Origin of the sequence: Limosilactobacillus agrestis, from assembly GCF_014145585.1 — a bacterium.
Classification (GTDB): domain Bacteria; phylum Bacillota; class Bacilli; order Lactobacillales; family Lactobacillaceae; genus Limosilactobacillus; species Limosilactobacillus agrestis.
This window is the reverse complement of the sequence record NZ_JACIVF010000053.1, coordinates 108085-126760: the sequence shown is the minus strand read 5'-3', so window position 1 is coordinate 126760 and position 18676 is coordinate 108085. Positions and strand designations below refer to the sequence as shown.

Sequence of the window (18676 nt, the reverse complement as noted above, 5' to 3'; positions counted from 1 at the left end):
TAGGCTATTTCTTGTCGTCTGGTGTAACGTCCTTAAAATCACCATCAACAGTATTGTCATCATTACCGTTGTCACTACCATTTTGTTGGTTATCACCAGGTTGACCATTAGCAGCGCCACCTTGTGCACCTTGAGCTTGTTGATAAAGCTTTACGCTAAGATCTTGAATAACCTTGTTCAAGGCATCCTTCTTAGCTTTCATTTCATCAAGGTTGCCGCTTTCTTTAGCCTTCTTTAATTCGTCACGAGCACTTTCAGCCTTCTTAATATCATCTTCAGGAACTTTACCCTTAACTTCCTTCAAAGTCTTATCAACTTGGAAGAGTTCTTGGTCAACTTCATTCTTCAAGTCAACTTCTTCCTTCTTCTTCTTGTCGGCTTCAGCATGCTCTTCAGCATCCTTCTTCATCCGTTCAATTTCTTCATCACTTAAGCCGGAGTTAGACTTGATAGTGATGTTTTGCTTCTTGTGAGTTCCTTGATCTTCAGCAGAAACATTAACAATACCGTTTTTATCGATATCAAATGTAACTTTGATTTGAGGAACACCACGAGGAGCAGCAGGAATATCAGTTAATTGGAAGTTACCTAAAGTCTTATTATCTGCTGCCATTGGACGTTCACCTTGAAGAACGTGAATGTCAACAGCTGGTTGGTTATCAGCAGCAGTTGAGAAGATTTGGCTCTTTGAAGTAGGAATAGTAGTATTCCGGTCAATCAACTTAGTGAAGACACCACCCATGGTTTCAATACCAAGTGAAAGTGGAGTAACATCAAGTAATACGACATCCTTAACATCACCAGTAAGAACCCCACCTTGAATGGCTGCACCAAGGGCAACGGCTTCGTCAGGATTAATTGAGTGGTTAGGTTCCTTACCAGTTAATTCCTTAACCATTTCTTGAACGGCAGGAATACGAGTAGATCCACCATTTAAGATAACTTCATCAATGTCATCAAAAGTAAGATCAGCATCTTTCAAAGCATTCAATACTGGTTGCTTTGTCCGTTCAACTAAGTCATTAGTTAATTGGTTAAATTGTGCCCGACTTAATGTCTTTTCCAAGTGTAATGGGCCGTTTTCGCCGGCTGAAATAAATGGTAAGCTGATTTGAGCTTCTTGAACACCTGACAAGTCTTTCTTAGCCTTTTCAGCAGCATCCTTCAAGCGTTGAAGAGCCATCTTATCTTGAGAAAGATCAACACCATGTTCTTCCTTAAAGCCATCAATTAACCAATCCATAATCTTTTGGTCAAAGTCATCCCCACCTAAATGAGTATCACCATTAGTAGAGAGAACTTGGAAGACACCGTCACCTAATTCAAGGATGGAAACATCAAATGTACCACCACCAAGGTCATAAACAAGGATCTTTTCATCTTTGTCCTTCTTGTCAAGACCGTACGCTAGTGATGAAGCAGTAGGTTCGTTAATAATTCGCTTAACATCAAGGCCCGCAATTTTACCGGCATCCTTAGTAGCTTGACGTTGAGCATCGTTAAAGTATGCAGGAACAGTAATAACTGCTTGAGTAACAGTATCACCAATGTAGTCTTCAGCATATTTCTTAAGGTATTGCAAAATCATTGCTGAAATTTCTTGTGGAGTATATTTCTTGCCATCAACTTCAACAGTGTATCCTGCTTCACCCATGTGACTCTTAATTGATGAAATAGTGTTGGGATTAGTAATTGCTTGACGCTTTGCTACTTCTCCAACTTGAGTTTCACCATTCTTAAATGAGACAACAGATGGCGTTGTCCGACTTCCTTCTGGGTTGGTGATAATCTTAGGTTCATTACCTTCCATAACAGCAACCGCAGAGTTAGTAGTACCTAAATCAATACCAATAATCTTATTACTTGCCATAATTTATTTCCTTCTCTCACAAATTTATTGAGCTACAACGACCATTGCTGGGCGTAATACCCGGTCCTTAAGTTGATATCCTGCTTGAAGAACATTAACAACGGTTTCAGGCTTCTGACCTTCTTCGACTGGAATAGTTTGAACTGCCTGGTGAAGGGTAGGATCAAATGTTTCACCATCAGCTTTGATCTCAGTAATGCCATGGTCATTTAATGCCTTGACAAGGTGATCATGGACCATTTGAATACCCTTTTTAAGTTGTTTACCATTATCGTCTACAACCTCAATTGCTAATGCTCTCTTAAGGTTATCAAGCACCGGTAAAATTGACTTTGCTAAATCCTGACCATCATATTTAAGGATTTGAGCCCGCTCTTTATTGAAACGATTAGTCATATTTTGAATTTCTGCTTCTGCTCGGAGATATTTGTCATCTTTATCAGCGAGCTGCTTCTTCAAATCAGTGACCTCTTCTTTTAATTTAGAAATTTGATCATCCTTCTTATCTGAAGTCTCTTTTTTTATATCTTTTTCAGGCACCTTTTCATTTTCAGATGCTGTTTGTTTTTGTTGATCTTCTTGTTTATCCTTGGCCAATTAACTCGCCTCCTATGAATCATAATAGTGACGGTAGAAATCTAATAGCCGTTTTGCTAATTCTTGGCGAAAGGCATTTACAATTCCAATTGTCCGTGAATAAGGCATCCTTGTTGGACCAAGGACTGCAATAATTCCTCGTCCATATTGTTCAACATTATAACTTGCAGTAATCAGGCTATAATCATCAAGAAGCTTATTCTTAGAGATTTCTTGACCGATTTTAACATTAACTCCATTATCTGAGGTAAGTGTTGAATCTAGAATATTCGATAAGTTGTCATTCTTATCTAACAGTCCATATAATGATTGAATTGCGTGAGGGTCATGAGTACTGGCAAAATCTAGTAAGTTCAATCGACCACCAACAAAGAATCGCTCACGGGCTGCTTGAGATAAGACATTATCAAAAATATCAAGGAAGCCATCGGGACTATGCATATAATGCAGAACCTGAAGTGGAATATCATCTTTTAATCGCTTTATCACTTCTGATAGTGGCAACCCAACTAATTGATCATTAATCATTCTAATTACAGCCTGCATTGCATCCGTATCAATGTCAGTCGGCAAAGTGAACGACTGATTTTCAACCTCACCGCTATCGGTAACCAAGATCGCAATAACCTTATGATTCCCCAGTGGTACAACTCGAAAGCCACTCAAACGAACACTTTCTTGCTCAGGCTTTAATGTAAAAGCAGTATATGAAGTTAAATTTGATAAGATATCTGCTGAGTGTGAAATAATCTCGTCAATCTTTTGAAAGCCAGTTCCAAGTGAATTTTGAATCACTACTAGGTCATTATCAGTAACTGCTTGGGGATCAAGCAAATTATCGACATAATAACGGTAACCTTGTTTCGATGGAATCCGACCTGATGAAGAGTGCTCTTTTAAGATCAAATCATTGTCCTCTAAAACTGCCATCTCATTACGGACAGTTGCTGAACTGACCTTAAAAGGCAACTTTTCTGCTAAATGTTTTGATCCAACCGGTTGACCAGTTGATGTGTATTGACGTACAATCGCTTGCAGAATCTTTTTCTGTCGTTGTGTTAGCATCGTATATCACTTCCCCTTTTAGCACTCATTAGGGTCAAGTGCTAAACACACTGTATAATATACCAATTACTACCCTAAAAGTCAAGAAACGTCAAACAATTTTTTAAAGGAGCTTTATTCATGAAACATAAAGAACATCGCTATATTCAACCCCAGAATACTCAAGAAGCAATGTTACTAATTCAGAAGTTATTTAATAAATACCGTAATGCACCCCTAACGAATGAACTACTAGAATACCATAATAACCTAATCTATCGCTTACAGTCAGATATTAAAGACGAAGCCATTAAAGAGAATAATCCTAATCAACTTAAGGCACTTGCTTCCATGACCGAAATTATGCGTAAGTGGACAACAGTGCGATTAAATGGTCAGCCCTTTAATGGGAAAATGCGGCATTTCAAATTAATAACTGATGGCGGATTCAAATTTGAACGAAACATTCATAAGATTAACCAGACTACCAGTCATCGTGGAAGTCGGCATTAAAAAAGAGGTTTGACGAATCTTGACGGCGCAAATGCTACAAAAGATCAATCCAAACCTCTTTTATTTATATTTTTCTAAAATACGACGGGAATTTTGTTCATCTTGTTTCATCTGTGCAACTAATGCATCCGCTCCCGTGAACTTTTCTTCGCCACGTAGGTACTGATACCAACGAACAACTACTTCCTCGCCATACACCATTTGTTGAAAATCAAATAAGTTAATTTCAACCGTTAATTGATTAGCATCCCCAAATGTTATGTTGTGTCCAACACTTGCCATCCCGTCATACCACTTCTTATCGAGTTTAACTTTGACAGCATAGACCCCAATCCCAGGGATTCGCTCCTTTTCCGGATGCTCAACATTGATCGTAGGAAAACCAAGCGTTCGTCCACGAGCTAAGCCATGAACTACTAAGCCAGTTGTTTGATAAGGATACCCTAACGCCTGGTTGGCTGCTTCCACATTACCAATATCGATTAATTTCCGAATTTCTCGAGAACCGACCTTTTCTTGACTTCCATTCTCAGTAAATTTAGGCACAGTTATAACTTCAAACCGTCCCGCTGCATACTTAGGAAGCAACTTCATTGATGCAATATCTTCTTTTCCATAAGTATGATCAAATCCTGCTACGACCGTTTGAGCATGAAAGCCTACCAAATACTCATCAACAAATTGCTGAGGAGAAAGGCTTGCAAATGACGATGTAAAACTTATTAGGTAAACCCGATCGACATCAAGGTCATTTAATAATTCGAGCTTTCTATCGACCGTTGATAAATATTTAAAGCCACCCTTATATTGACGATAAACAATTCCAGGAGCATGATCATATGTCAAAACGACTAACGGCAATCCTTTTTCACGGGCAATTTTGCGGGCACATTTGATTACTGCCTGATGTCCCCGATGAACACCATCAAAAAAACCCATTGCAAGTACAATTGGCCCCGCAGGAATTAGTCTTTTTTCCAAAGGATGGTGAATTTTTATAACTTGCAACTCCTACACTCCTCAATTAACTGCAAACATTTTAGTTGGCTTATACATTTTATTTTTCGGATCAAAATGATATAGTGCTTTTACTTGTCCATCAAATGATAACACAATTTTCTTCTCACTAGTATTAAGTTCACTTGGAGAAAGCCATCCTCCATTTTGAACCTTTTTCCATTGAGCCTCTTGAATCGTTAATTGCGGATAGTCCTTCAAAGCATAATCTAAAGGATACAAGTATTGCTGGAGAGTTTGGGTCGCAACAGCATCGCGAACGTCGTCTAAACTTAGAGTCTGATCAAGCGTAAAGCCTCCACTCTTCAACCGTGTTAACAAACTCATTACTCCTGGATATCCTAGTTTACGTGCAAGGTCAACAACAAGTGTCCGAATGTAAGTACCCTTACTACATTCAACATTAAAGCGGATTCGTTGCTGTTTATTTTCCTCATCATACTTTGAGCTTAGTAATTCAAATTTACTAATAGTTATTTGTCGTTTGGGCCGCTCAACAGTTTCACCAGCTCTTGCATATTCATAAAGTTTTTTTCCATTTACTTTTACCGCCGAATACATCGGTGGGATTTGTATTATTGTCCCCGTTAATAAATTCATGGCTGATAGTATTTCACTAGTAGGGATTTCATTTGCAACTACTTTTTCCTCAATTTTGTCTCCATCAAGGTCTTGAGTAGTAGTCGCAAACCCAATTAAAAGCTCACCTTGATATTGTTTCCCCGATTGCATCAAATAATCAACAACCTTGGTAGCATTTCCAACACAAATTGGCAGAACACCCGCTACACCTGGATCAAGTGTTCCTGAATGACCAATCTTTTTAGTTTTTAAAATTTGTCGTAGTCGACTAACACAGGCAAAACTAGTCATCCCACGTTCTTTATATAAGGGTATTATTCCATCCATCGTTATTCCTCCAAGGGGTTATGATATAAGTCAAGTTATTTTCACAAAAGACAAATAGTGCAGTACAACAATGGCCTCCATCGTTCGAACCGAACGTTGGAGGCCTATATTGTTGCTTGCGGGGGCTCCCAGAGGCTAACTTCGCGTCGAAAAACGAAGTCATAAGTGGCTTCTGTCTCGCTCCCTTTTGCTAATTATTTTTCTTTTTTGTGTAAGTCGTTAATGAGTTGATCAATTCGACTACCGTAAGCAACTGATGGGTCTCTTACAAATTTGATTTCTGGAGTCTTAAAAATATTAAGACGTGCGCCTAATTCACTCCGAATTAACCCAGTCGCCTTATCTAATCCAGCCTGTGCCTTCTCCGCATCAGAAGCAAGATCTGACAAGATACTGTAATAGATAGTTGCTTGCTGGAGATCACCAGTAACATCCACACCCGTAATCGTAACATTTTGTACCCGTGGATCACGAACACGTTTTAACAAGATTTCATCAACATCTTTTTGAATTTCTTGAGCTAAACGATCTACTCGATATTGTTTACTTGGCATCTTTATCTCTCCTCAGCTTTTACTTAACTGGAACTTCCTTCATCTTATAGGCTTCAATGACATCCATTTCCTTGATGTCATTGTAGTTCTCAATTGTCAAACCACATTCGTAACCTTGTTTAACTTCTTTGACATCATCTTTGAAGCGCTTAAGACTCCCTAATTCACCTTCATAAATAACAACGCCATCACGAACTAAACGGACCTTTGCATCACGAGTGATCTTACCAGAAGTAACCATTCCCCCGGCAATTGTACCAACTTTTGATGCCTTATAGATTTGACGAACTTCTACTTGACCAATTGTTTCTTCTTTGTATACAGGTTCAAGCATCCCCTTCATCGCATCTTCAACTTCTTCAAGTGCATCGTAAATAACACGGTGAAGACGGATATCAATACTATTAGAATCAGCTAATGTCTTCGCTACGGCGGTTGGACGAACATTAAATCCAATGATAACCGCATTAGATGCTTCAGCTAAGGTAACATCACTTTGATTAATGGCCCCAACGGCTTGGTGAATAATATCAACACGAACACCGTCAACTTTAATCTTTTGAAGACTTTGACTTAAAGCTTCAACCGATCCCTGAACATCGGCTTTAATAATAATTGGTAAGGTCTTCATTTGCCCCTTCTTCATAGTAGCAAAAAGGTTGTCTAATGTAACGTGAGAAGTCTTTTGACGTTCCTTTTCCATTGCACGTTTAGCACGTTCTTCACCTGCTGCACGGGCAGTCTTTTCATCATCAAAGACAACAAAACGGTCCCCGGCTTCTGGTACTTCATTTAGCCCAGTAATCTCAACCGGAGTAGATGGGGTAGCTTCTTTAATCCGACGCCCATTTTCATTGGTCATTGTTCGTACACGACCAAACGTGTTACCAACAACAATTGGGTCCCCTACATGAAGAGTTCCTTGTTGCACTAAAACAGTAGCAACTGATCCGCGACCTTGGTCAAGACGAGCTTCAACAACTGACCCAGCCGCATTTTGTTCTGGATTAGCCTTCAATTCTAGCATTTCAGCTTGAAGGAGAATCATATCAAGTAATTCATCAAGATTCTTACCAAATTTGGCAGAAATCTTAACAAAGATTGTATCTCCACCCCAGTCTTCAGGAATCAAATTGTATTTTGCTAATTCTTCAGTTACACGATCTGGATTTGCGCCTGGCTTATCGATCTTGTTAACGGCAACAATGATTGGTGTATGGGCAGCCTGAGCGTGGTGAATAGCTTCAACTGTTTGGGGCATAACTCCATCATCAGCTGCAACAACAAGGACCGTGATATCAGTAATATTAGCTCCTCGTGCCCGCATTTCAGTAAAAGCAGCATGTCCAGGGGTATCAAGGAAGGTAATTAATTGGTCATTATAGTGAACCTGATAAGCACCAATTTCCTGGGTAATTCCCCCCGCTTCATGTTCTGTAACATGTGAGTGACGTAATTTATCAAGCAAGGTTGTCTTACCATGATCAACGTGGCCCATAACGGTAACAACAGCTGGCCGTGTTACTTGATGTTCAGTATTATTTTGTTCATCTTCAAACATTTTGTCAATATCTGAAACATCAACTTGAACCTTTTCCTTCGCTTCAATACCGTAATCAGTTGCCAATAATTCAATCGTATCCTTATCAAGTGACTGATTTTGGTTGATCATTACACCAAGCATAAATAACTTTTTAACGATTTCCGCTGGTGAACGGTGTAAGATCTTCCCTAAGTCTTGAGCATTCATACCATCAGTATATTCTAATACTTCTGGAAGCGGCTTATCCTTTCGTTGCGTTGGTTGTTTGTGTGCTACCTCACGCAACCGTTTATTCTTATTATGTTTCTTATTCTTCTTGTTTTTCTTATTAAAGCGTTTACCATTACGACCTTGATCGTTATTTAAGTTGCCGCCAAATCGACCACCTTTGTTTTGGCGTTGGTTATTATCTTTTGTTCCGTTATTTTGCCGGTTATTATTTTTCTTTTGTGGTCGTTCCTTTTGAGCTTTATCGTGATCGTGATTTTGTGGTTGATGGTTATTTTGTTTATTATGACCATCATTTTTCTTTACTGGTTGGTGTTGATTATTAATTGTTTTTTGTCCACCCTTCGCAAGTTGACGTAATTGTTGTGCTTGATCTGGGGTAACAGAAGACATGTGACTTTTAACACCCATCCCTTGCCGATTAGCCATATTAACTAAGTCTTTGCTAGGCATTTTCAATTCCTTAGCCAATTCATAAATTCGTTCTTTGGCCATATGCTCACACTCCTTATCTCATAGTCAGTAGTTCCTCAAACTTTCTTGCAAAACCTGATTGCATTACACAAAAAACTGTTCGTGTTTGCCCTGTTGCTTGGCTAAGCTGTTCCCTAGTGAAATCTGTTGAAAAAGGAATGCTATAAAATTTACATTTATCAGTAATCTTTTTTGCACTAGCCTTTCCAGCATCTGAAGCTAGAAATACAAACATTGCCTTTTTAGTTTGAATATTTTTTAAGACAATCTCTTCACCACTTTGAAGCTGTCGGGCACGCCGGGCAATTCCAAGGAGGTTTAAGACTTGTTCTTTATTTCTGATCATTACCAAATAACTCTTGTCGTGCCTGTAGGTGGTCTGCGTACTTGATTAATTCATCATAAAATGATTCATCAAGTTGAACATGGAAAGCTTTTTCAAAAGTTTTCTCTTTTTTTGCTCGTCTAGCAATCTCAACATCTACTGCAACATATGCTCCACGACCAGGTTTCTTACCAGTTGGGTCTAAGGATACTTCATTTTCCTTATTTTTAACTACCCGAATTAATTGCCGCTTAGGCATCATTTCACCAGTAACAATGTCTTTACGCATCGGTATTTTTCTCTTTTTCACTATTTTCACCCCGCTGCTTAATTTTTAGTTATTCTTCGTTATTTTCAATATTTTCTTCCGAATCAGCTACTTCTTCAGTTTCCTGATCATTTTCGGCCATTTCAGATTCAGATTTAATATCAATCTTATACTTAGTCAAACGAGCAGCAAGACGAGCATTTTGACCGCGCTTTCCGATAGCCAAGGATAATTGACTATCTGGAACAACGACAGTACAAGAACGTTCTGTTTGTCCTTCAGTTACTTCTTCACTATCCTCAGTAGTTGCTGCCGGCTTCTCTTCGTCAAAGATTACATCAAGTACTTCCGCGGGGTTTAATGCATTAGCAATAAATTTAGCGGGATCCTTAACGTACTCAACAATATCCATATTCTCACCATCAAGTTCATTAACGATTGCTTGTACACGAGAGCCGCGCGGACCAACACAAGTACCAACTGGGTCAACATTGGGATCATTCGAATATACCGCAACTTTAGCACGATCACCTGCTTCACGAGCAATATTTTCAATCAAGACAGTACCATCCTTGATTTCAGGTACTTCCCGTTCAAATAATCGCTTTAAAAGTTCTGGAGCAGTCCGGCTAACAAAGATTTGTGGCCCCCGCCGATCGTCATTTACTTTCGTTACGTATACTTGAATCCGATCATGGACATGGTAGTGTTCATTAGGCATCTTATCTCTAAAGCCCATCGCACCCTCTACGCCATCTCCTAGGTCAACATACGTGAAGCGCTTATCTTCTCGTGAAACTTCACCAGTGATAATCTCATTTTCATAAGTCTTGTACTTGTCGTAAATAATTTTCCGTTCTTCTTCACGAAGACGTTGCATTACCACTTGTTTAGCAGTCTGGGCAGCAATTCGACCAAAGTCACGAGGGGTAACTTCTTCACGAATTTCATCGCCAATATCATAACCTTGGCCATGAGGAAGCTTCCGTGCATCAGCTAAGCTCATAAATTCGTTGCTATCTGCTTCTACAGCCTCTTCATCATCAGTAATTGTTTTTACAGCATAGACCTTGATATTACCAGTTAAAGAATTGAATTCTACTTCAACATTCTTATCACCATAATTTTGTTTGTAGGCTGATTCAAGTGCTTGTTCTAACGCTTCAATAACAATCTCTTTCTTTATACCCTTTTCTTTTTCAAGATAATCAAGGGCGCCAATCATCTCAGTGTTAATTTTTGGTTTACTCACCTTTCGACACTCCTTTAATACTAGAATTTAATCGCTAATCGGGCTTGGGCAATTTTCTGACGATCAATCGTAATTTGCCGATGACGAGTCTTATCTAAATAATCCAACGTAATTTCTTTATCAGATAATTGCGTTAATGTACCCTCATAAACCTTTTGACCATTAATCTGTTGGTAAAGAGAGATGTGAATATAATGGTCAATTGCTCGTTGATAATCTTCCTCTTTCTTCAGTGGGCGTTCAGCACCTGGGGATGAAACTTCTAAAAAGTAAGCCTGTGGAATTGGATCAGGTTCAACATTATCCAATGCCTCACTTAATTCATCACTGACAAGTGCGCAATCTTCTAGCGTAATCCCACCGTCTTTATCAATATAAACGCGGAGGTACCAGCTTTTACCTTCTTTTACAAACTCTAAGTCATATAAGTAAAAATCATGGTCCTGTAAAATCGGCGTTACAAGATCTGTTACAGTTTCTACAACACTGCTCAAACGTGTCACCTCCATTACTTGCAATAAAAAGAGCGAGCATCTCTGCTCACTCCCACGAGTTATTTACCATAATTAATTGTAGCATGTAACGTGACTACTGGCAAGCAGTGAAGCATGTTTTCATCGTTATTCCTTAAAACAAGCTAAGCTGATTTTCATCAGGCAATTTATCTAATACATGATTATTCGTTAAAAAGTCAATCAGTGTCTGCGAAACCTTTCCGCGCTCTGCCAAATCTTCTTTAGAAAGGAATGGCCGTTCTTCACGTGCAGCAACAATTTGCTTAGCAACATTTAGTCCTAATCCAGGAACTGCCCGGAATGGTGCAATTAATGAATCACCATCAATTAACCAATCGGAGGCATCTGATTTTTCAATATCAACCATCTTAAATTTAAATCCTCGTTCCAGCATCTCATTAGCTAGTTCAAGAATTGTTAAAAGATTCTTCTCTTTTGCACTAGCATCGTTTCCCTTTTCATTGATTTCTTTCATCCGTTGCTTAACCGCATCTTTACCATGAGACATCGCTACTACATCAAAGTCATCTGCGCGCACAGAGAAGAATGCACAATAATAAACTAATGGGAAGTAAACCTTAAAGTAAGCAATTCGTAGGGCCATCAAAACATAAGCAGCCGCGTGCGCCCGTGGGAACATGTACTTAATCTTCAAACATGAGTCCATATACCATTGGGGAACATTAGCTTCATGCATCTTTTCCTGCCACTCGTCTGGAATTCCGCGTCCTTTCCGTACGTGTTCCATAATTTGGAAAGAAATTTCTGAATCCATCCCATAGTGAATTAAGTCGGTCATGATGTTATCACGGCAACCAATCACATTAGCGATAGTAGCAATTCCCTGTTTGATTAGTTCCTGGGCATTATCTAGCCACACACCAGTCCCATGTGAAAGACCAGAAATTTGTAATAATTGCGAGTAGTTTTTCGGATGAGTATCCTCCAGCATCCCCCGGACAAACCGCGTCCCGAATTCCGGTAATCCTAGCGTACCAGTTTTACTTTGAATTTGTTCTTCAGTTACTCCTAATACCTTAGGACTAGAGAATAAGGCCATCACCCCTGGATCATCCATTGGAATCGACTGAGGATCAATTCCTGATAAATCTTGCAAGGCACGAATCATCGTTGGGTCATCATGTCCCAAAATATCCATTTTAAGAATGTTATCGTGAATCGAGTGGAAATCAAAGTGGGTTGTTTCCCAGGCAGCTGTTTGGTCATCAGCAGGATACTGAACGGGTGTAAAGTCATAAATGTCCATATCATCAGGGACAATAATAATCCCTGCTGGGTGCTGACCAGTAGTTCGCTTAACACCAGTAGCTCCCTTTGCTAAGCGATCCTCTTCTGCCTTTCTAAATTCCTTTTCTGTATCTCGTTCGTAAGCCTTCACATACCCATATGCCGTCTTATCGGCAACCGTACCAATCGTTCCGGCACGGAATACGTTCTTTTCACCGAACAAGACTTTCATATAGTTATGGGCAATTGGCTGGTAATCACCAGAGAAGTTTAAATCAATATCCGGCACCTTATTACCCTTAAACCCAAGGAAGGTTTGGAATGGAATATCATGACCGTCTTTTACCATTAACGTGCCACACTTTGGACATTTTTTATCTGGTAAATCGAAACCTGAACTATATTCCCCTTGCGTATAGAAGTGGGTAAATTGACAGTTTGGGCAACGATAATGTGGTGGCAAGGGGTTAACTTCTGTAATTCCCGAAAGAGTTGCAACTACACTTGAGCCAACAGATCCCCGTGAACCTACTAAGTAACCATCTTTGTTAGACTTAGCTACTAGTCGTTGAGCAATTAAATAGTGAACAGAGAAACCGTTCTTAACAATACTGTTTAACTCTAATTCAATCCGGTCTTGCACTAGTTGTGGCAAAGGATCACCATACCATTTTCTAGCGGTATTCCATGTCCGATCTTGAATTTCCTGTTCGGCCCCTTTCATATGTGGCGGATAAAGTTTATCTTTTACTGGCCGAATATTGTCATCGATCTCGGCGGCAATCTTATTACTATTCTCCACAACTAATTCGTGAGCCTTTTCTTCACCGAGAAAAGCAAATTCATTTAACATTTCATCAGTCGTTCTAAAGTGAACTTCTGGACGCTCAGTTCGATTTAACGGGTTTGCGCCACCTTGCGAATTAATCAAGATCTTACGGTAAATGCCATCATGCGGATCAAGGTAATGAACATCCCCAGTGGCAACCACTGTTTTTTCCAACTCATCCCCTAGCTTGACCATATTTTTGAGGATATCTTCAAGATGCTCTTCATCTGCAATCACGTGTTGTTCAAGCAACGGTGCATAGTTTGGCTTTGGCTGAACCTCAATAAAATCATAATAACGGGCCTTTTCTAATGCTTGATCGTAACCTTTCTCCATCATCGCGGTAAATACTTCCCCCGATGAACAAGCAGTTCCCAAAAGCAGTCCTTCACGATATTTCGTTAACACTGTCCGCGGGATCCGGGGTACCCGGTAAAAATATTCAACGTTTGATAGCGATACTAACTTAAATAAGTTTTTCAAGCCTGCCTGGGTCTGAGCAAAAATTGTTACATGAAAAGGTCGAGCATGACGATAAGCATTATTTTCTTCCATATGCTTGTTTAAATCATCCACATATTTCACATCATAACGGGCCTCAGCATCTTTCAGGAACTTATAAAGTAAGTGTCCTGTAGCTTCCGAATCATAATTAGCACGGTGGTGATGTTCCAACGCGACTTTGAACTTTTTACTAAGCGTGTTTAATCGATAACCGCGCATGTCAGGATATAAGAATCGCGCCAGTGGTAATGTATCGATTACTGGTTCCGCGATTTTTCCCATTTGATGACGTTCATAGCCAGTATTCATAAAGCCCATATCAAATGAAACGTTATGGCCAGCAATAATACAACCCTTACAAAAGTCCTTGAACATCTGAAAAACTTCTTCTTCAGTTTTGGAACCCTGAACCATTTCAGTAGTGATACTAGTTAAATTAGTTGTTTGTTCTGATAATGGGAAACCAGGATCGATGAATTCATCAAAACGTTCTAAGACATTCCCATCTTGCATTTTAACCGCAGATAATTCAATTACCTTATCGTAAATTGCTGATAACCCTGTCGTTTCCACGTCAAAAATGACATAGGTCTGATGAGCGAGTTCTTCATGATTCTCGTTATATACCAATGGAATTCCATCATCAACAACATTAGCTTCCATCCCATATAGCATTTTAATACCCGTTTTTTGAGCCACACTAAATGCTTCTGGGAACGCCTGGACATTTCCATGATCGGTTACTGCAATTGCTGGATGTCCCCACTTATGAGCACGAGTTGCAAGCTCAGTAATCGAATTAGTGGCATCCATCTGACTCATTGTTGTATGCGTATGAAGCTCAACTCGTTTATCATCTTGAGGAGCTTTATCTTGACGCGCTGTATGAGTTACTTCATTAACATCATAAGCCGTGATTACTAAGTCTCGCATCCAGGTATCTTCTTGCACCGGTCCGCGAACTTTCAACCACATTCCTGCTTTGATATTGGCAAATTGTGCTTCTTCATCACTGTTACGTGAGAATTTCTTTACAGCAAAAGAAGAAGTATAGTCCGTAATTTCAAACGTTAATAATTGACGACCTGAGCGCAGTTCCCGAATTTCTGCATTAAATACATATCCTTCAACAACCACAGACCGCTCTTCACCCTCAATGTCTTTCATTTGAATAACATTCTGCTTACTATCAATCATTCGACCAAGTTGGACTGGACCATCGGCAGGTGCGACTGGTGCACTTTTCTTTGCTGTCTTCTTTGCGGCCTCATTTTTCTTGATACGGGCAGCCGCCTTGGCAGCAAGCGCAGCATCCGCCTTCTCATGTTTAGCCTTTAATTCTTCAATTTTTGCTTGCGAGGCTGACTGGTCAACAAATGGGTGAATCCTAAATTTAGGAAAACCTAGCTCTTGGTATGCTTTTTCAATCTTATCTAATGCTTTCTGCGCTAGTAAGTCTTTAATTACCTCATTTTCGACAACCAGCGTCACACGGCCATCCTTAACTTCGGGAGCTGTTTGTAAGCAAGCTTGTTGGAGCATTGGTGTATCACTAATTGCTTTATTAATGATGAACTGCCAATAATTAGCTATCTGTGATTCATCAAGTTCTGTCATGGGAGTACTAATCTTTAAGCTAACTTTAGCAATATCTTTGAACCCGAGTTGTAAGCTCTGATTGAACTGTGTAAATAGGTCATACGGCAAAGCTTTATTAAAGATTAAGTGAAACTCCCACTGCCGAGACTTTTTATGAACAATAACTGATTGAACTGCGGCATTTCTGAATGCAGAATTGTCTTTTTCCGGAAAGTGAATTTGTTCTAATAGTTTTCCAAATAATTCTTGGCGACTTAATCCCACGTTCTAATCCTCCTACTTAAAAATGTGGTGCGAGTAACGTTACCTATCTTAACATCGCAGCCACATTAGTTTAAATTATTTGTTTTTTTCTTCGTTCAATTGCTTGAGTAAAATCCCCACCGTATTTACTAATTCTTCCTGTTTAACTTCAACAGTTTCACCAGTTTTACGGATCTTAATTTCAACAATGCCATCTTGAGCTTTCTTACCAACAGTAACCCGAATTGGAATACCAATCAAGTCTGAATCAGCAAACTTAACCCCTGCTCGTTCTTTCCGGTCATCTACTAATACCTCATAACCAGCTTCAGTTAATTGTTGATCAATCTTATCAGCCATGGCCATTTGGTCTTCTTTCTTGGCATTAACCGGAATTACGTGAACATCAAATGGAGCGATGCTATCAGGCCAGACAAGACCATTTTCATCAGCATTTTGTTCTGCAACAGCTGATAATAAACGGGTTACACCAATACCGTAGCTTCCCATGATTACGTCTGTCAAACGACCATTGCTATCAAGAACTTGGGCACCAAGTTTGCTTGAGTAATGAGTACCCAACTTAAAGATATGACCAATTTCAATTCCGGGAGTAAATTTAAGTGGTTTACCATCAGGAGCAATTTCTCCTTCTTTAACGTTCCGGAAATCACCAAATTGGTCAACTCGGAAATCACGATCAATATTGGCATTAACATAGTGATATCCATCTTCATTGGCACCACATGCCATATTAACTAAGACCTTAACGTAATTATCAGCAAGAATCTTAACTTCTTCACCTACTCCTACAGGTCCAAGTGATCCTGGATGAGCATTGAGGTACTTTTCGGCATCTTCTTCTGTAGCTAATTCAAGTTCTTCACAATCAATAGCGTTCGTTACCTTTGCTTCATTAACTTCATCGTTTCCACGCATTAAAACTAAGACTGGCTGGTATTCATCTTCACTCATTTTAGCCATGTAAAGCATTGATTTGATAACTTGATTAGGATCAAGATCTAAACTTTCCGCAGCTTCATCCACCGTATGAGCACCTGGAGTAGCCTTTTTCTCAATTGGTGCAGGAGCAGCTGTTTGTTGTACACCAACAAATTTGCTTTCAGCTTTCTCAATATTGGCAGCATAATCACCATCAGTATAAGCGATTATGTCTTCCCCTACTTCAGCAGGTGCAGAAAATTCTTGTGAGTTCTTACCACCCATTGTTCCCGAATCTGCGAGAATAACTTTATAGTTTAAACCAATCCGATCAAAAATATTCCGGTAGGCCTTTGCTTGATTATTGTAGGCTTCATCTAATCCTTCTTGATCCGCTGAGAAAGAGTAACCGTCAAGCATTTCAAATTCTTTCCCACGAAGAATTCCATAACGAGGGCGATCTTCATCACGGAACTTATCTTGTAATTGATAAACTACTAATGGAAGCTTCTTGTAAGACTTAATACTATCGCGCAATACTTCAGTAAAAGTTTCTTCATGAGTTGGGCCTAAAATAAAGTCACGGTCACGCCGATCCTTAAGTTTGAAAAGATTATCCCCATAGCTTTCGTAACGACCTGATTCCTTCCATAAATCAGCTGGAAGAAGACCCGGCATAAGCATTTCAACTGCTCCTGCCTTGTCCATTTCATCACGAATAATATTTTCCACTTTTCGAATAACCCGGTAAGCTAATGGCAAATATGACCACACCCCCGCAGATACTTGGTAAATGTACCCGGCACGAATCATCATTTTGTGACTTAAGGCTTCCGCATCGCTCGGGGCCTCTTTTTTTGTTGGAATTAATACCTTTGACTGTTTCATTAAAAAATATACTCCTTTATTTTATTAAATTACCGAATAAAATATCTTTGAATATCGTTCCATGTTACTAGAACCATAAGTGTTAGTAAGATTAGGAAACCAATCATTGTGATAATTCCTTCAGCCTTTTCAGGAATTGGTCGCCGAATGATCGCTTCAACAATATTCAATAATAATTTCCCACCATCTAATGCTGGAATTGGTAATAAGTTAACAATTCCTAAATTAATTGATAAGAGGGCTAAGAAATTTAAAACTCCATTGATTCCCAATGAGGTGGCTTGTGATGTTCCAGCATAAATTGCTACCGGTCCTCCCAGGTCATTTAAGCTAAATCCATGCGTAATCATGTGCCCAAGAACACTAAAGATTAATGTTCCCGCTTGAATAAATTGTTGCCAGCCAAACTTCAATCGAGCAGCTAAACTCTTTTCTTGTTTTTCAACAATTCCAATTTGACCAACTTTTTGATGACCGCGTTCAACTGCTTTTGGTGTTAACTTAGTATGATATGTCTTATTACCACGCTCATACGTTATTGACACTGTCTTATTAGGCTTATTTGAAATGTTAGTTGAAAGGTCAGTCCAATTATTGATCTTTTGGTTGTTAACTTTAACAATCCGATCGTTTGCTTTTAAGCCCGCTTTGGCAGCTACGGAACCTGCATTAACTTGCCCTAACTGATTGCTATTAGTTGGTACGCCCGTTAAGGTGAAACCAAGGATAATAAATACTACTAAGGACAAAATAAAATTATTCATTGGACCAGCAAAATTGGTCATCATTCGGGCAGGAAGACTTGCTGAACGAAATTGGACATCACGTGGGGCAATCTGTACCTCGGTTCCGTCTCGTTCAATAATCATTGCATCATGGTCAACGCTATATACCCTTAGCTGATCTTCGTCCCCATTGACATATCCTTTTATCCATAAGCCATCTTCTAAATCACAAGCAACTAATTGAAGAGGGATCCCCTGAAACAAGGTTGTTTTATCACTAGCATTAATGCTAATAACTTTATCTTGATCATTTAATTGAATTGTGATTGGGGTACCTGGCTTTAGCTCATCTTGGTCCTCATCATCAGCCCCTGCTAATCGAACATATCCACCAAGGGGCAAAATTCGAATAGTATAGGTAGTACCATTTTTTCGTTTCCACCAAATTTTGGGACCCATTCCTATTGAAAATTCACGAACCAGAATTCCTGCTCGTTTAGCAAAATAATAATGACCATATTCATGAACAAGGACAAGGATTCCAAAAACAATAATAAATGTAATAATTGTTATTATCAAAAAATCTCTT

General features: G+C 39.3%; 15 protein-coding genes. 1 reads left to right on the top strand and 14 read right to left on the bottom strand.

Annotated elements, in window-relative coordinates; all coding sequences use genetic code 11:
* Positions 1–4: 4 nt before the first annotated feature.
* Genes dnaK through hrcA form a run of 3 tightly spaced genes read right to left on the bottom strand, consistent with a single transcriptional unit; the run spans position 5 to position 3532 of the window.
* On the bottom strand, positions 5–1870 hold the full coding sequence (gene dnaK / locus H5R88_RS05065; RefSeq protein ID WP_182578274.1) for a molecular chaperone DnaK: 1866 nt from the start codon (positions 1868–1870) through the stop codon (positions 5–7).
* 24 nt (positions 1871–1894) lie between these two features.
* A complete protein-coding gene (gene grpE, locus H5R88_RS05060; protein WP_182578273.1) occupies positions 1895–2467 on the bottom strand; it encodes a nucleotide exchange factor GrpE in 573 nt (190 codons plus the stop codon).
* A 12-nt stretch (positions 2468–2479) separates the two neighbouring features.
* Entirely contained in the window at positions 2480–3532 is a 1053-nt protein-coding gene (hrcA, locus tag H5R88_RS05055; protein ID WP_182578272.1) for a heat-inducible transcriptional repressor HrcA, read from the bottom strand.
* Positions 3533–3652: 120 nt separating this feature from the next.
* Here hrcA and H5R88_RS05050 point away from each other — a divergent pair, with 120 nt between their 5' ends.
* Entirely contained in the window at positions 3653–4024 is a 372-nt protein-coding gene (locus H5R88_RS05050; protein WP_182600400.1) for a hypothetical protein, read from the top strand.
* A gap of 60 nt (positions 4025–4084) precedes the next feature.
* Here the strand turns inward: H5R88_RS05050 and ribF are convergent, their stop codons facing one another.
* From ribF to rseP, 11 genes are all read right to left on the bottom strand, one after another.
* A complete protein-coding gene (ribF, locus tag H5R88_RS05045; protein ID WP_182600399.1) occupies positions 4085–5032 on the bottom strand; it encodes a riboflavin biosynthesis protein RibF in 948 nt (315 codons plus the stop codon).
* A gap of 12 nt (positions 5033–5044) precedes the next feature.
* The gene (gene truB, locus H5R88_RS05040) at positions 5045–5950 is read right to left on the bottom strand and encodes a tRNA pseudouridine(55) synthase TruB (RefSeq protein WP_182578269.1); all 906 of its coding nucleotides are present in this window, start codon (positions 5948–5950) and stop codon (positions 5045–5047) included.
* A 194-nt stretch (positions 5951–6144) separates the two neighbouring features.
* Positions 6145–6504 (bottom strand): 30S ribosome-binding factor RbfA, encoded by a 360-nt coding sequence (gene rbfA, locus H5R88_RS05035; protein ID WP_003665800.1) that lies wholly within the window; start codon positions 6502–6504, stop codon positions 6145–6147.
* Positions 6505–6523: 19 nt separating this feature from the next.
* Positions 6524–8770 carry a translation initiation factor IF-2 gene (infB, locus tag H5R88_RS05030; RefSeq protein WP_182578268.1) on the bottom strand — a complete coding sequence of 749 codons (2247 nt, stop codon included), beginning with the start codon at positions 8768–8770 and terminating at the stop codon, positions 6524–6526.
* 13 nt (positions 8771–8783) lie between these two features.
* A complete protein-coding gene (locus H5R88_RS05025; protein WP_182600398.1) occupies positions 8784–9095 on the bottom strand; it encodes a L7Ae/L30e/S12e/Gadd45 family ribosomal protein in 312 nt (103 codons plus the stop codon).
* Positions 9082–9384, bottom strand: coding sequence for an RNase P modulator RnpM (gene rnpM / locus H5R88_RS05020; protein WP_182578266.1), 303 nt, complete (start codon positions 9382–9384; stop codon positions 9082–9084). The genes H5R88_RS05025 and rnpM overlap by 14 nt, the downstream gene beginning before the upstream one ends.
* 28 nt (positions 9385–9412) lie before the next feature.
* On the bottom strand, positions 9413–10594 hold the full coding sequence (gene nusA, locus H5R88_RS05015; RefSeq protein WP_182578265.1) for a transcription termination factor NusA: 1182 nt from the start codon (positions 10592–10594) through the stop codon (positions 9413–9415).
* A 20-nt stretch (positions 10595–10614) separates the two neighbouring features.
* The gene (gene rimP, locus H5R88_RS05010) at positions 10615–11088 is read right to left on the bottom strand and encodes a ribosome maturation factor RimP (RefSeq protein ID WP_003674323.1); all 474 of its coding nucleotides are present in this window, start codon (positions 11086–11088) and stop codon (positions 10615–10617) included.
* A 133-nt stretch (positions 11089–11221) separates the two neighbouring features.
* On the bottom strand, positions 11222–15553 hold the full coding sequence (locus H5R88_RS05005; RefSeq protein ID WP_182578264.1) for a PolC-type DNA polymerase III: 4332 nt from the start codon (positions 15551–15553) through the stop codon (positions 11222–11224).
* 75 nt (positions 15554–15628) lie between these two features.
* A complete protein-coding gene (locus H5R88_RS05000) occupies positions 15629–17362 on the bottom strand; it encodes a proline--tRNA ligase (RefSeq protein WP_182578263.1) in 1734 nt (577 codons plus the stop codon).
* Positions 17363–17391: 29 nt separating this feature from the next.
* A complete protein-coding gene (rseP, locus tag H5R88_RS04995) occupies positions 17392–18666 on the bottom strand; it encodes an RIP metalloprotease RseP (RefSeq protein ID WP_182578262.1) in 1275 nt (424 codons plus the stop codon).
* Positions 18667–18676: the final 10 nt, after the last annotated feature.

Excerpts from the sequence above, each read along its gene's own strand:
- dnaK (WP_182578274.1), bottom strand. The coding sequence starts at position 1,870 with ATGGCAAGTAATAAGATTATTGGTATTGATTTAGGTACTACTAACTCT.
- hrcA (WP_182578272.1), bottom strand. The coding sequence starts at position 3,532 with ATGCTAACACAACGACAGAAAAAGATTCTGCAAGCGATTGTACGTCAA.
- H5R88_RS05050 (WP_182600400.1), top strand. The coding sequence starts at position 3,653 with ATGAAACATAAAGAACATCGCTATATTCAACCCCAGAATACTCAAGAA.
- truB (WP_182578269.1), bottom strand. The coding sequence starts at position 5,950 with ATGGATGGAATAATACCCTTATATAAAGAACGTGGGATGACTAGTTTT.
- rbfA (WP_003665800.1), bottom strand. The coding sequence starts at position 6,504 with ATGCCAAGTAAACAATATCGAGTAGATCGTTTAGCTCAAGAAATTCAA.
- infB (WP_182578268.1), bottom strand. The coding sequence starts at position 8,770 with ATGGCCAAAGAACGAATTTATGAATTGGCTAAGGAATTGAAAATGCCT.
- H5R88_RS05025 (WP_182600398.1), bottom strand. The coding sequence starts at position 9,095 with ATGATCAGAAATAAAGAACAAGTCTTAAACCTCCTTGGAATTGCCCGG.
- H5R88_RS05000 (WP_182578263.1), bottom strand. The coding sequence starts at position 17,362 with ATGAAACAGTCAAAGGTATTAATTCCAACAAAAAAAGAGGCCCCGAGC.